Source organism: Pseudoalteromonas sp. MT33b, from assembly GCF_014117385.1.
GTDB classification, from domain to species: domain Bacteria; phylum Pseudomonadota; class Gammaproteobacteria; order Enterobacterales; family Alteromonadaceae; genus Pseudoalteromonas; species Pseudoalteromonas lipolytica.
Map to the genome: position 1 here is coordinate 2,979,652 of NZ_CP059831.1, position 14,500 is coordinate 2,994,151.

Genomic DNA, 14,500 nt, shown 5'->3' on the forward strand with positions numbered 1-14,500 from the left:
CAACCCTACAGCCACTGGGCAGCCGCTATTTGATCTTTATGATTGGCACTCACCCAACGAGTCTGCTCTCCTTCAACGTGCTCTTTTTTCCAAAATGGCGCACGCGCTTTAAGTAAATCAATTAAATACTGTGCCGCTTCAAATGCAGCTTCGCGGTGGACACTCGACACTGCCACCAGCACAATTTGATCTGTTAAGCTTAATTTACCAACGCGGTGAATTAAGGTTACCTTTTCCAAAGGCCATAATGACAACGCTTGCTGCTCTAACTGGGTAAGGTATTTCTCTGTCATCGCCGGATAATGCTCTAGATATAAACTATCAACTTGGTGGCCTTGATTAATGTCGCGAACACGGCCTACAAACATAACCACGGCGCCCGACACCGAGTCGTCAGCTAACATGGATTGATACTCTTCGTTCATATCGAAATCATGTTCTTGTACACGGATCATCACTAACCTCCAGTGACAGGTGGAAACATAGCAACCTCATCGCCAGTGCCGACCGCAGCATTATCATCAACCAAAATTTGGTTTACGGCCACTAACACATCTTTATCGAGTAACCAGGTGTGCCAACGCTCATCTCGTTCAGCCAATGTTTGGCGTAACTGCCTAACCGACATACCTTGTGCATCTAGTTGCACCGAGTCACAGCCTAAACGTTCACGTAACTGTGCAAAAAAAAGTACCTTATTCATACATACTCCCCTTAATTAGCCAATATAGGTGCCGCGTCTGCCACCACTTTTATAGGTAACTCGCATGTTCTGTACTGTCATGCCTTGGTCAACCGCTTTACACATATCGATAATAGTGAGTGCTGCAATCGATACCGCAACTAACGCTTCCATTTCAACCCCGGTTTGCCCAACTAACTTGCAATAACTTTGAATATCAACCGCACAGCCTTGGTTGTTAATAGAAAACTCAACCGCCACTTTACTTAACGCCAACGGATGGCAAAGGGGGATCAAATCAGCTGTTTTTTTTGCTGCTTGAATTCCTGCAATACGTGCGACAGCTAATACATCGCCTTTGTCTAACTGATTTTGCTCAATAAGAGCGAGCGTTTCTGGCTGCATCACGACCGTTGCGCATGCACGCGCTTCTCGCACTGTTGCTGATTTATCTGCAACATCAACCATGCTTGCTTGACCACTTTTATCTATGTGGGTTAACTGCATTAATTCATCTCCCGAGAATGGCACTGTTCAACACGATGTGATTTAAGCTCTGCTACAAAATTACATGGCCCACACCGCGAATCGAGTTGCTGACATAAAATCTCATCCCAGGCGGTAGCACACGCATTTGGGCTACCCGGCATAGCAACAACAAGGGTTCTATTCGAAAGCCCTGCTAACGCTCTGGATTGCAGTGATGAGGTGCCAATTTGCGAACAAGACAAATGCCTGAATAACTCACCAAAACCGCTCACAGACACATCAAATAACACATCGATTGCCGAAGGCGTAATATCATCTGGTGTCAGTCCAGTGCCACCAGAAATCAGTACCACGTCAATATCGTCACTGGCTATCCATGTAGCGACTTCCGCGCGTACTTTATAAATATTGGCTTTATGTAATTGTCGATTAAGCACATGATGCCCACTGTCTATGACTTTTTGCTGCAACAAATCACCCGCAGTGTCTTGCTCAGGGCCTCGACTATTACTCACTGTTAAAATCGCTATGTTTAATGGTACAAAGCGGTTGCTTTTTACTCGCGCCATGCGTAATCCTTTTTATCAACCAAACAACGAGCCTGTGCCCATTGTTGTGGTGTATTAACGTTATATAGTTCACGACCCTCGCCATTTGACTCAAACAATTCAATGACGGCCGCTCCAAGCTCTTCAAGTAAACCACTGACAGAGCGCTGCCCATGCTCTAAACGTTGCTGGGCAATTAAACTCACGCGTTCAAGCCGATTGAGGTAACAAGGCAATACACTGTGTGCAAAGTAACAGGCACAATCTCGTCTGCGCCCTTGGTTGATAAGGGTGCGTAAACTTGTTTTAGATAGCAGCGGCATATCAATAGGAATAACAAGCGCATCATCATACTCAGCGTGATTCAAACAGGCATGAATACCCGCTACAGGTCCTTGCTGTACAAATTTATCAACGATAAAACCGCTACTATTTCGACTCACAATGACCTCATCGCAGCCCGCGTCTTTAAGGCAAGCAATCGCGCGTGTTAATTGCGTTTGACCATTAATTTCAAGTAAAGCCTTATCTTGCCCCATGCGGCGAGAAAGCCCTCCAGCCAGAACAATACCCACTAACATACTAACCCCCTAACATAGCCAGTTGTTTGGTCAGCCCTGTTCGTCCCATTTGTAATTGATGGCCTTGCCATTTATGTTGAACACTGCTTAAAAGGTGAGTGGCTAAGCCTCTAACATCTTGATTATCTAACCATGGCGTTAAGTCATCATTTGCTTCACCAAATAAACACAAATGCAATTTGCCTTCAGCAGAGACGCGTAAGCGGTTGCAGCTTGCACAAAATGCCTTGCTGTAAGGCATGATCAAGCCAATTTGACCCGCATAGTGAGGGTGAAAAAATTCTTCGGCTGGGCCCGCATCCACCGCTTTGGGGGCTGCTCGCCAACCCGACTGTAAAAGCTGTTGTTTAAGTTGCTGACCTTGTACATGTTGGGCATTGAAATAAGCCCGGTTATCACCGGTTTGCATCAGTTCAATGAAACGAAATGTGACAGGCTTATCTTTAATATAATCAAGAAATTGCTGTAATTGGTTGGCATTGTATTGCTTGAGTAAGACCGCGTTTAATTTAACTTTTTTAACACCCAGCTCTAAGGCTTTATCAACACAGCTAAGCACTTCATGTAATGAGTCACTGCCGGTGATTTGCGAAAATGTATAAGGATTCAAGCTATCGGCGCTCAGGTTTAGGTTTGTTAAACCACTGGCCACTAAACGAGGGAGTTTTTCAAGTAAGCGATAGCCATTGGTTGTCATTGCAACGGTATCAATACCTTGGGTTTCACTGCATGCTGCGACGATATCTGCAAGATCTTTGCGCAAAGTAGGTTCGCCGCCAGTTAAGCGTATTTTTTTAGTACCCGCCATCGCAAAGGCGTTTACCAAGGTGCTAATTTTATCAACACTGAGGGTTTTCGGACGAGCATCACACACGTAGCCATCCGGTAAGCAGTAATTACATTTAAAATTACAGACTTCCGTTACTGACAAGCGTAAGTAATTATATTTTCTATCAAAATTATCTTGCAACATCACAGCCTTTCCAAGTCGGGAGGCAAACAAATTTCTTTATTTACCCGGTGGTCACCCACGGTACATTAACCATGCTAAAAACTAGTTTAGGTCGATGTACTTCAGCATCTTGGATACAGCTTAGAGAGTTTGCATTTGCATCACCATACAAAAGAATGGGCAGACAAACTACCCACAAATAAGTAATTTGCAGCAACAAGCCCATTATCAATCATGCGCTTATACATTATAAAATCTTTAAATCACTGATACAGATCTTTACCGCCGACAGGCAAAAACGTCAGTTTTACTTGTGTTCCCTGCTCTTCTCGAGGTAATACCACTAACTCACCATTAAGGTGTTTGGCTCGCTCTTGCATAATAGCCATGCCGTAATGGTTTAATTTCTCTGCATTGTGGCTAATCCCTACGCCATCATCACTAATAGCAAGCTCTAATTGACCATCATCAAGTTGCTTTAAGGTGATCCACACATTGTTCGCCTGTGAATGGTGCACGGTGTTTTGGCTTGCTTCTCGTGCAATTTGTAAAATATGAATTTCTTCCATTGGAGATAAAGGCACTTGCTTAACAGCAAACTCTAAATGAAACGAAATGCTGCTTTGCGAGGCTAACTGATCAATGGTTTTATTCAGCGATGCCTCTAACCCCTCTTCCACCATTTTTAAACGAAAAGTGGTTAATAGTTCACGTAATTGCCGATATGCAGAATCTAACCCCATTTTAAGTTCATCAATAATCGGCTGCTGCATATCATATTGCTGCTTATTCTGCGTTTTCGACAAGCGCGTCACTTGAATCTTCAAATACGATAATGCTTGTGCTAAAGAGTCATGTAACTCACGCGCAATCACCGTACGCTCATGGAGTAACGCAATACGACGGTCTTGATTATGCTGCTCGTCAAGGTTAAGCGACAAGGCAACTTGGTCGGTCACCGACTGAACAAGCTGTAACTGCCAAGAATCTTCGGCAAAGCATTTGCCTCCACGCACAACAATCACACCGTAATGGTTATCCCCATACACTAATGGAAAGCGTGTTACGGTGCTGTCATCAATTGATACAAATGCAGCGCTCCCAATACAGTTATCACAACTTTGAGCGCGGCATGCTCCCTTGTCATCGTGTGTCGGTTTTATTTGTACATACGGCTGGTCGCCACCCGATGTCATTAAGCATAACTCAATGTCATTGACGCCAATGAGTTGCGACAACTCATCAAACGTTTGCTGTAAGTCATGCTTTTTTTCTCTGGTTTCCAGTAGCAAACGGGCTGTTTTAAACAAAAACGCAAGGGTCTGATTATTTAACTCAAGCTTTTCAGTTTGCTGCTTTACGCGTAATTCAAGTTGGCCATACATTGATGCTATCGCCTCGCAGGTATGGTTCAAGGTGGCTCCCATTAACGCCAGTTCGTCATCGCCCTGTAAATCAACATGATGCGTAAAATTTCCTTTCCCGATAGCGTAGGCAGCGTGAGTCAGTTCAGCCAAAGGCTTTTCAACCCTTAAACTGATTAAATGCAAGGTAAACATGCCCACCAATAAGGTAATAAACAACGCGCCAACTTGAATAGTGCGCAGTAATCTAATTTTGCTTTCAGCATCTATTTGCACCGCATAAACAAATGCATCAGCATTTTGAGCGAGTGTTTTTACATAGAGATTAAATTGAGCCTTATCTTCTATCGGTAGGTTAAGCAGTGCGGGCTTTAGGAATGATTGCCAATGAACAATGGTTTGCTGCCACAACACATTTAACTGTTCATCATTTTGTAGCTTCTGAAAAATGGGGTTTCTTAGTTTTTCTTCAAATATTGCAATGCGTTTATCTATTTCCTGTTTGTTTCCTTCAAGGCCGTACATTCCCAGCTGATACGACTCCATTCTCAGCGAGCCACTCAAATTAATTGCGCGAGCATCTAAGTCGGCTAATTCTGTGATCCAATACGATGCAAACAAGGTCGTAATGGCCAGACTAATAATCCCGACCAATGACCCTTTGATATACACCATGACCGAGCCATTAAATCGATTTTTTAGTTCATTTAACCGAATACCCACAATAATTACCCACCTTTTCTATGTTACGAAACCATAACGCTTGTATGTTATCAACACCAGTATTTTCACCCTAACAGCCCCACATTTACACTACCTCTTTGTAGGTATTCTCATAATATTCATGGCCTTACCCCCCATTGAGATATTGATCCTCATCAAGTTACTGTAGCGGTGAAACACTATATTTGATTTGCAATGTAGCTTTCTGCCGCTTCAAGGTGCCTAGTGATTGAGCGCTAAAGTTGAGCAGGATAGGAGAATAAGTAAATGAGCCATTTGTTGAATAAAATGCGCTTTTTCAAGACTAACAAGCAAAGCTTTGCGGGTAGTCACGGTGTAACAACTGATGAAAATCGCGATTGGGAAGACGGCTATCGTCGTCGCTGGCAGCATGACAAAATTGTACGCTCTACACATGGTGTAAACTGTACAGGTTCATGCAGTTGGAAAATTTATGTAAAAGATGGGCTAGTTACCTGGGAAACTCAGCAAACAGACTACCCTCGTACACGTCCTGACTTACCAAATCATGAACCTCGTGGTTGTCCTCGTGGAGCAAGCTACTCGTGGTATATTTACAGTGCCAACCGCTTAAAATACCCTAAAGTTCGTCAAGCATTATTAAAACTGTGGCGCGAAGCTAAGCAAGTACATAGTGATCCAGTTAAAGCATGGGAATCAATTGTTACTGACCCTGCTAAAACGAAAAGCTACAAGTCAAAACGTGGTTTAGGTGGCTTGATCCGTGCTAAATGGGATGAAGTGAACGAGATCATCGCGGCTTCTAATGTTTACACCGCAAAAACGTACGGCCCCGACCGTATCATGGGATTCTCACCTATTCCTGCAATGAGCATGGTTAGCTACGCGGCTGGTTCGCGTTATTTATCACTGATTGGTGGTAACTGCTTAAGCTTCTATGACTGGTATTGTGATTTACCACCTGCATCGCCACAAATTTGGGGGGAACAAACAGACGTTCCAGAATCAGCTGATTGGTATAACTCAAATTATATCATTGCTTGGGGCTCAAATGTTCCACAAACACGTACTCCTGATGCTCACTTCTTCACTGAAGTACGCTACAAAGGCACCAAAACGGTTGTTATTACTTCTGACTACTCTGAGTGCTCTAAATTATCAGATATTTGGTTATCGCCAAAACAAGGTACCGATGCCGCTCTGGCAATGGCCTTTGGACATGTAATTCTAAAAGAATTCCACATTGAAAAACCAAGTAGTTATTTTACCGACTACGTTCGCCGCTACACCGATATGCCTATGCTTGTCGTGTTGGATAAAACCGACCAAGGCTACACACAAGGTGCCTTCTTACGTACAGCAGACTTGGCTGATAACTTAGGCCAAGACAACAACCCGAAATGGAAAACCATTGGTCTTGATGAAACAAGCAATGAACTTGTCTCACCAACGGGGGCTATTGGCTATCGTTGGGGTGAAAAAGGCAAGTGGAATATTGAGCAACGTGAAGGAACAAACGGCAGCGATATCAAGTTAGCGCTCAGCTTAAAAGATCACTCAGATAAAGTTGAATCAGTATTATTCCCTTACTTTGGTGGCCAAGCACATGAACTTGGTTACTTCCAACATACTGAACATGACGATATTCAAGTTCGTAAAGTCCCTGTTAAAACAATTACCCTCAAAGATGGTAGCGAAGCACTCGTTGCCACCGTATTTGACTTAATGATTGCGCATTACGGCGTTGACAACGGCTTGGACGACCCTGCGGTTGCAAAATCATATGAAGACAATGTGCCGTATACACCGGCATGGCAAGAAAAAATCACCGGTGTTAACGCAGCTCACGTAATCCAAGTAGCGCGTGAGTTTGCCGATAACGCAGACAAAACTCGTGGCCGCAGCATGGTCATCGTGGGTGCTGGACTTAACCACTGGTACAACATGGATATGAACTACCGTGGCTTAATCAACATGCTGATGATGTGTGGCTGTGTGGGTCAATCAGGTGGTGGCTGGGCTCACTATGTAGGCCAAGAAAAGTTACGTCCACAATGTGGCTGGTTACCGCTTGCGTTTGGTTTGGATTGGCAACGTCCACCGCGTCAAATGAACGGGACGTCTTTCTTCTATAACCATTCTGATCAATGGCGTTATGAAAAACTTGAAATGACCGAAGTGCTGTCTCCTTTAGCAAATAAAGAGAACTGGACTGGCTCAATCATTGACTACAATACACGTGCAGAACGCATGGGCTGGTTACCTTCTGCCCCTCAACTAGGCATGAACCCACTGCAACTGTGTAAAGATGCAGAAAAAGCAGGATTATCAGCTAAAGATTATGCAGTGCAGCAACTTAAATCTGGTGATTTAGACTTTGCATGTGAAGACCCTGATAACCCTAAAAACTTCCCGCGTAACATGTTTATTTGGCGCTCTAATTTACTGGGTTCATCGGGTAAAGGTCACGAATACATGCTGCGTCATTTCCTCGGTACTAAGCATGGCTTGCAAGGTAAAGATCTTGGCGAAAGCGGAGATAAAAAACCTGAAGACGTTGTATGGCATGATGATGCACCTGAGGGCAAAGTTGATTTATGGGTCACACTTGATTTCCGTATGTCAACGACCTGTTTGTATTCCGATATCGTGTTACCAACCGCAACTTGGTACGAAAAAGATGATATGAACACATCCGACATGCACCCATTCATTCACCCACTTTCAAAAGCGGTTGATCCAGTGTGGGAATCACGTTCGGATTGGGATATTTTCAAAGGCATTGCGAAAAAATTCTCTGATTTATGTGAAGGTCACTTAGGCGTTGAGAAAGACTTAGTAACATCGCCACTCATGCACGACACGCCAAGCGAGTTAGCCCAGCCAGACGGCATTAGTATGTGGTGGAAAGGCGAATGCGATCTGATCCCTGGTGTCACAGCACCCAATATGATTGAAGTTGAGCGTGACTACCCTAATACCTACAACCGCTTTACCTCTCTTGGGCCACTGCTCGAGAAACTCGGTAATGGGGGTAAAGGTATTAATTGGAATACAGACCAAGAAGTGAAGTTTTTAGGTGAGTTGAATTACACGCACACCAGCGAAGGCCCACAAAAAGGTCGTCCAAAAATAGACACCGCTATTGATGCAGCTGAAGTCATTTTAAGTCTTGCTCCTGAAACCAATGGTCATGTTGCTGTTAAAGCGTGGCAAGCATTGGGTGAGTTCACGGGTCGCGACCATACACACTTAGCAACCCCTAAAGAAGATGAAAAAATTCGCTTCAGAGATATTCAAGCACAACCACGTAAAATCATCAGCTCGCCAACATGGTCAGGGCTTGAAGATGAGCATGTGTCTTACAACGCAGGCTATACCAATGTGCATGAACTGATCCCTTGGCGTACCGTTACCGGCCGTCAACAATTTTACCAAGATCACCAATGGATGCGTGATTTCGGTGAAACCATGGTGTCGTACAAACCACCTGTAAACTTAAAAACAACTCAACCATTATTAGATAAAAAACCTAATGGTAATAAAGAGTTAGTTTTAAACTGGATTACACCACACCAAAAATGGGGCATTCACTCAACCTACTCAGACAACCTACTTATGCTGACATTAAGCCGTGGTGGTCCGATTGTTTGGATCAGTGAAACGGATGCCACAGAAGGGGGTATTAAAGATAACGATTGGATCGAAATCTTCAATGTAAATGGTGCCATTGCAGCACGTGCCGTCGTATCACAGCGTGTACCACAAGGTATGAGCATGATGTACCACGCACAAGAGCGCATTGTAAACACACCAGGCTCTGAGATATCAGGAACTCGAGGCGGTATTCATAACTCAGTTACCCGCGCCATCATGAAACCAACCCATATGATTGGGGGTTATGCACAGCAATCATACGGCTTTAACTACTACGGTACTGTGGGCTGTAATCGTGATGAGTTTGTAATTGTCCGTAAGATGGACAAGGTTGATTGGCTAGATAACGAGTAACCGAGGATAAAATTATGAAAGTACGTGCACAAATTGGCATGGTCCTAAATTTAGATAAATGCATCGGTTGCCATACCTGTTCAATCACTTGTAAGAATGTATGGACTAGCCGAGAAGGTGTTGAATACGCTTGGTTTAACAACGTAGAGACCAAACCGGGTATTGGTTATCCGAAAGAATGGGAAAACCAGAGCAAATGGAATGGTGGCTGGAAACGCAACAGTAAAGGCGTATTAGAGCCCAAACAAGGTAATAAACGCCGTTTATTAGCTAATATTTTTGCTAATCCAGATTTGCCCGAAATTGATGATTACTACGAGCCGTTTGATTTTGATTATCAACATCTGCATAACGCACCTGATAGCAAGCACCAACCGGTTGCTCGCCCTCGCTCGTTAATTACGGGTCAGCGTATGGAGAAAATCAACTGGGGACCTAACTGGGAAGAGATTCTCGGGACTGAATTCTCAGAGCGTAAAAAAGATAAAAACTTTGACGACGTAGTACAAAAAGACATTTACGGGCAATTTGAAAAAACCTTCATGATGTATTTGCCACGCCTGTGTGAGCACTGCATCAACCCAGCCTGTGTTGCTAGCTGCCCTTCTGGTGCGATTTATAAACGTGAAGAAGATGGCATTGTCTTAATTGACCAAGACAAATGCCGTGGCTGGCGGATGTGTGTATCAGGTTGTCCGTATAAGAAAATTTACTACAACTGGAAATCGGGTAAATCAGAGAAATGTATTTTCTGTTTCCCTCGAATCGAAGCAGGTCAACCCACCGTGTGTGCTGAAACCTGTGTAGGTCGAATTCGTTACTTAGGCGTCTTACTTTATGATGCAGACCGCATAGAAGAAGTTGCAAGTGTACCGAATGAGCAAGACTTATACCCTGCACAGCTTAGTATGTTCTTAGATCCGAACGATCCTGAGGTCATTGAAGCAGCACGCAAAGAAGGGATCCCTGAAAATTGGTTAGAGTCAGCACGCCAATCTCCTGTCTATAAAATGGCAATGGACTGGAAAGTAGCACTGCCTCTGCACCCTGAATACAGAACCTTGCCAATGGTTTGGTATATTCCACCATTGTCGCCGATTCAATCAGCGACAGAGGCTGGTCATGTTGGCATGAATGGCGTTATTCCTGACTTGAAGTCATTACGTATCCCCATGCGCTACCTTGCTAACTTACTTACCGCAGGTGATGAGAAGCCCGTTGTACGAGCACTTGAACGCATGATTGCTATGCGCGCTTTCAAACGTTCGCAACAAGTCGATGGCGTTGAAGATCTCGAAGTACTTCAGCAAGTTGGACTAAGCGCTGACCAAGTTGAGCAAATGTATCGTTATATGGCGATTGCCAATTACGAAGACCGCTTTGTGATACCCACCAGTCATAAATCGTATGCTGAAGATGCCTACGATATGAAAAATGGCTGTGGTTTCAGTTTTGGTAATGGCTGTAGTGATGGTAACAACGGCGTAAATTTATTTGGTGCCAAAAAAGCCACCGTGAAACAAATTATCCCCGTTGAAATCAAGGAGTAAGTTATGCAAGTTTTAAGTGTATTTTCTCATTTACTTGATTACCCGACTGCTGAGCTTGTAGAAGCGAAAGATGAGCTAATTAGCACGCTTAAGCAAAGTTCACTAACAGAGCAAAATCAACGTGCTGTCTGTGATTTTATCACCACACAATGCGAAAAAGACATACTCGACTGGCAAGCCGAGTATGACGGATTGTTTGAACGTGGACGCGCGCTTGGTCTGTGGCTTTTTGAACATGTTCACGGCGAAAGCCGTGACCGTGGTCAAGCTATGGTCGACTTAGTAGAGCAATATAAACAGGCAGGTTTAGAGTTAAGTCAAAATGAACTACCTGACTACATTCCCCTGTTTTTAGAGTTCTTAGCAACCCAAGGGGAGGAGAATGCTCAGTCTTGGTTAGTTGAAGTTGATCATATTTTTGGTCTGCTATTGTGCCGACTCGAAAAACGAGAGAGTAACTACTCATTACTGTTTTTAAGCTTGCTAGAGCTTGCACAGAGTGACCTAGACCTCGAGGTATTACGCAAGCAAATCAACGGTGAAAAGCGCGACGATACGAAACAAGCAATTGACAAAGAATGGGAAGAAGAAGCCATTACTTTTGGTGCACAAGATGCAACTAACTGCCCAAGTTCAGTCAATCGCCCTGACGAAACTCAGCGCAAAGATCAATATGTTCCAGTTAGCTGGACTGACTTTAATCAAGAAGCCAGTTAAGGAGTTCATCATGAGTTATTTAAACACCTTTTTCTTTGGGATTTACCCCTATATCGCCTTAGCCGTGTTTGTTATTGGCTCGGTAATACGTTACGACCGAGAGCAGTACACATGGAAAACAGGCTCAAGCCAACTACTTGAAAGCAAAAAACTCAAGCAAGGCAGCCGCGCATTTCATATTGGTATCATTATGGTATTGCTCGGCCACTTTGTAGGCTTACTCACACCAGCAGAAGTATGGCATGTGTTTGGTATTGAAGCGGGTCACAAGCAACTGATTGCCATGACGTTAGGCGGTGTGTTTGGTTTGATTTGTTTTTACGGTCTAACCATTTTAATCAAACGCCGCTTATATGAACCGCGCATTAGAGCCACCAGCAGTAATATGGATATTGCAATTTTACTGCTGTTATACGTGCAGTTAATTTTAGGTTTATTGTCAATTTTTGTCTCAGCAGGTCATTTAGATGGTGCAGAAATGCTACTCCTAATGAGCTGGGCACAAAACATTGTGACCTTTGATTTAACCGAAGCAACCGCAGCAATTGCACAAGTACATTGGATTTATAAGCTACATGTTGCACTAGGTATGACGTTATTTGTGGTATTCCCATTTAGTCGCTTAGTTCATATTGCCAGCGTACCGGTACAATATTTAGGCCGAAACTACCAAGTGGTTCGTAGCAAATCTTAACCTATCATGCCCTGTTTCGACAGGGCATTCCCCCTCGAGGTCGATATGATTAACGTTAATCAACACACTATTAGCGAAACACAAATTCTTAATGAAATGCAGTATCACCCAGCCGACGATCATCGCGCTGCGATGGTAGAGGCGGCACAGAGTTTGATCATTGGCGAATTGTTACAACAACGCGCACAAGCGCTAAATATCAATCTAGATACGCACGCTTCAGACACCGACGAGCAACGCCAAAATAAATTGCTCGAAAAACTTATCGCTGCAGAAGTGCAACTGCCCCGTGCCAGCGCGACTGAGTGCGAACATTATTATCAACAAAACAAACCCAAGTTCACCACACCTCCGCTTATTGCAGCAAAACATATTTTACTTGCAGCACCGAGTAGTGATGAAAAAGCGCGTAGTCATGCGCTGAACCAAGCCGAAAACCTGCTTAACGCACTCTCGCAAGGCGCTTCTTTTAGTGAGCTTGCACAGCAATATTCAAAATGTGATTCGGCTCAGTTAGGAGGCCAACTTGGTCAAATAACAAAAGGGCAAACTGTCAGCGAGTTTGAACGTCAAGTATTCAGTGCTGATGTTGGCTTAATTGCTCACCCTATTGAAACCCGTTTTGGTTATCACCTTGTTTATGTTGATCATAAAGAGCCTGGGCTGCAACTGCCTTTTGAAGCCGTGGAGTCACGTATTGAGGACTACCTGAATAAAAAAGTAGAGCGCAAAGCCATCGCGCAATATATCCAACTATTAATTGCTGACGCCGATATTGAAGGCTTCGACTTTAATGTCAGCAGCAGTCCGCTTGTACAATAAAATAAAGGAAAACACATGAGTTGTTGTGGAGCCTGTGGTGGGCAAGAGAATACAAAACCAACCGATCAAGACAATACGCCGAGTGAGCAAGCTTTGGCGGATACCGCAAAGCACAAAGATGAGGGGCAAGCAGTCCCCGACAATGAAGACGAGTAATCTCACTGAAACTTGAGCACAACGCGTCAAATAAAGTACACTGTAGAATACAGTAAAGGCTTGTTGGAGTATTCGCTCCTACAAGCCTATTTATTTTCAATAGAGACAGATCATGGCGCAAACTCGCGGAAATTTATTTATCTTATCGGCCCCTTCAGGCGCAGGTAAATCAAGCTTAATTAGTGCATTACTAAACAAACACAGCGATATGAAAGTATCGGTTTCACACACAACTCGTTCACCTCGCCCAGGCGAAGAAAACGGTGTGCATTATCATTTTGTGTCGGTTGAGGAATTTAAAGCACTGATTGAAAAGAATGATTTCTTTGAATGGGCGCAAGTGTTCGATAATTACTACGGCACTTCAAAGCAAGCAATTGAGACTCAGCTTGCAGCAGGCATTGATGTATTTTTAGATATTGACTGGCAAGGTGCACAGCAAATTCGTAAATTAGTCGAAGATGTTGAAACCATTTTTATTTTGCCCCCCTCAAAAGAAGAGCTTGAGTCACGCTTAACGAACCGCGGCCAAGATTCGAGTGAGGTTATTGCAGGAAGAATGGCCAAAGCCCAGTCTGAAACCTCTCATTACAATGAATATGATTACGTTGTAGTAAATGACGACTTTGATACCGCCTTGGCTGAAATCGAAACAATTGTTATGGCAAAACGTTTATCACTCAAGAGCCAGGCACAGCGCCATCAAACGCTTTTAGATAATTTATTAAAGTAAGACACGCGTTAATTAACGAATAGAGATAAAAATTAACCACTAGCTATTGGCGAATCTGACTTGGTGCAGTAAACTACGCCTTTGCTTAAGAATTTATTTGGAGTGCTAAGATGGCTCGCGTAACTGTTGAAGATGCAGTAGATGCAATTGGTAATCGTTTTGACTTAATTTTAGTTGCGGCTCGTCGTGCCCGCCAAATCGCGGTAGGTGGAAAAGATCCACTTGTTGACGCAGAAAATGACAAGCCGACAGTCATTGCTTTACGTGAAATTGAGAAAGGGTTAGTAAATAGCTCATCAATGGACTTAATTGATCGTGAAGAACAACAACACCAAGAAGCAGCAGAAATGGCTGCAGTGGCTGCTATCGTAGGTGGCAACCAATAATCAAGCTCCCCGCTTTGATTTCGCTAAACGGCTAGTATTTCAGCACTAGCCGTTGGCAAGCCCTTCTTTTCATCGTATATTCTATTCATACCGTTACCGATTTACTTCAT

The 14,500-nt window shown here is 43.7% G+C and carries 15 protein-coding genes and 1 riboswitch; of the genes, 8 read left to right on the forward strand and 7 right to left on the reverse strand.

Annotation, left to right across the window (positions count from 1 at the left end):
• Positions 1-5: 5 nt before the first annotated feature.
• The 7 genes from H3302_RS13465 to H3302_RS13495 all read right to left on the reverse strand — a co-directional run bounded on the left by H3302_RS13465 (position 6) and on the right by H3302_RS13495 (position 5,339).
• The gene (locus H3302_RS13465; protein ID WP_065978350.1) at positions 6-455 is read right to left on the reverse strand and encodes a molybdenum cofactor biosynthesis protein MoaE; all 450 of its coding nucleotides are present in this window, start codon (positions 453-455) and stop codon (positions 6-8) included.
• A 2-nt stretch (positions 456-457) separates the two neighbouring features.
• Positions 458-703 (reverse strand): molybdopterin converting factor subunit 1, encoded by a 246-nt coding sequence (gene moaD, locus H3302_RS13470; protein ID WP_065978349.1) that lies wholly within the window; start codon positions 701-703, stop codon positions 458-460.
• Positions 704-718: 15 nt separating this feature from the next.
• Positions 719-1,189, reverse strand: a complete 471-nt coding sequence (gene moaC, locus H3302_RS13475) for a cyclic pyranopterin monophosphate synthase MoaC (protein WP_182395513.1) — start codon at positions 1,187-1,189, stop codon at positions 719-721.
• A complete protein-coding gene (gene moaB / locus H3302_RS13480; protein ID WP_036973048.1) occupies positions 1,189-1,740 on the reverse strand; it encodes a molybdenum cofactor biosynthesis protein B in 552 nt (183 codons plus the stop codon). The genes moaC and moaB overlap by 1 nt, the downstream gene beginning before the upstream one ends.
• Entirely contained in the window at positions 1,728-2,300 is a 573-nt protein-coding gene (locus H3302_RS13485; protein WP_051501923.1) for a molybdenum cofactor guanylyltransferase, read from the reverse strand. Before H3302_RS13485 ends, moaB begins: the two co-directional genes overlap by 13 nt.
• Before the next feature lies 1 nt (position 2,301).
• Positions 2,302-3,273 (reverse strand): GTP 3',8-cyclase MoaA, encoded by a 972-nt coding sequence (moaA, locus tag H3302_RS13490; RefSeq protein WP_036973049.1) that lies wholly within the window; start codon positions 3,271-3,273, stop codon positions 2,302-2,304.
• Positions 3,261-3,392: riboswitch (molybdenum cofactor riboswitch) on the reverse strand. It overlaps the preceding gene by 13 nt.
• A 123-nt stretch (positions 3,393-3,515) precedes the next feature.
• On the reverse strand, positions 3,516-5,339 hold the full coding sequence (locus H3302_RS13495) for a histidine kinase (protein WP_051501924.1): 1,824 nt from the start codon (positions 5,337-5,339) through the stop codon (positions 3,516-3,518).
• Between the two features lie 267 nt (positions 5,340-5,606).
• On the opposite strand from H3302_RS13495, the gene H3302_RS13500 reads away from it, so the two are divergent.
• The 8 genes from H3302_RS13500 (at position 5,607) to rpoZ (ending at position 14,390) form a co-directional block, all read left to right on the forward strand.
• Complete coding sequence (locus H3302_RS13500) at positions 5,607-9,332, forward strand: nitrate reductase subunit alpha (RefSeq protein WP_182395515.1); 3,726 nt, start codon at positions 5,607-5,609, stop codon at positions 9,330-9,332.
• Between the two features lie 14 nt (positions 9,333-9,346).
• On the forward strand, positions 9,347-10,882 hold the full coding sequence (gene narH / locus H3302_RS13505) for a nitrate reductase subunit beta (protein ID WP_036973051.1): 1,536 nt from the start codon (positions 9,347-9,349) through the stop codon (positions 10,880-10,882).
• Between the two features lie 3 nt (positions 10,883-10,885).
• The gene (gene narJ / locus H3302_RS13510) at positions 10,886-11,599 is read left to right on the forward strand and encodes a nitrate reductase molybdenum cofactor assembly chaperone (protein WP_036973052.1); all 714 of its coding nucleotides are present in this window, start codon (positions 10,886-10,888) and stop codon (positions 11,597-11,599) included.
• A 10-nt stretch (positions 11,600-11,609) separates the two neighbouring features.
• Complete coding sequence (gene narI / locus H3302_RS13515; RefSeq protein ID WP_036973053.1) at positions 11,610-12,293, forward strand: respiratory nitrate reductase subunit gamma; 684 nt, start codon at positions 11,610-11,612, stop codon at positions 12,291-12,293.
• 45 nt (positions 12,294-12,338) lie between these two features.
• Positions 12,339-13,115, forward strand: a complete 777-nt coding sequence (locus tag H3302_RS13520) for a peptidylprolyl isomerase (RefSeq protein WP_036973054.1) — start codon at positions 12,339-12,341, stop codon at positions 13,113-13,115.
• A gap of 15 nt (positions 13,116-13,130) precedes the next feature.
• A complete protein-coding gene (locus H3302_RS13525) occupies positions 13,131-13,271 on the forward strand; it encodes a hypothetical protein (protein WP_155950865.1) in 141 nt (46 codons plus the stop codon).
• 112 nt (positions 13,272-13,383) lie between these two features.
• The gene (gene gmk / locus H3302_RS13530) at positions 13,384-14,004 is read left to right on the forward strand and encodes a guanylate kinase (protein ID WP_036973055.1); all 621 of its coding nucleotides are present in this window, start codon (positions 13,384-13,386) and stop codon (positions 14,002-14,004) included.
• A gap of 110 nt (positions 14,005-14,114) precedes the next feature.
• The gene (gene rpoZ, locus H3302_RS13535; protein WP_036973056.1) at positions 14,115-14,390 is read left to right on the forward strand and encodes a DNA-directed RNA polymerase subunit omega; all 276 of its coding nucleotides are present in this window, start codon (positions 14,115-14,117) and stop codon (positions 14,388-14,390) included.
• The last annotated feature ends 110 nt before the right edge of the window (positions 14,391-14,500 follow it).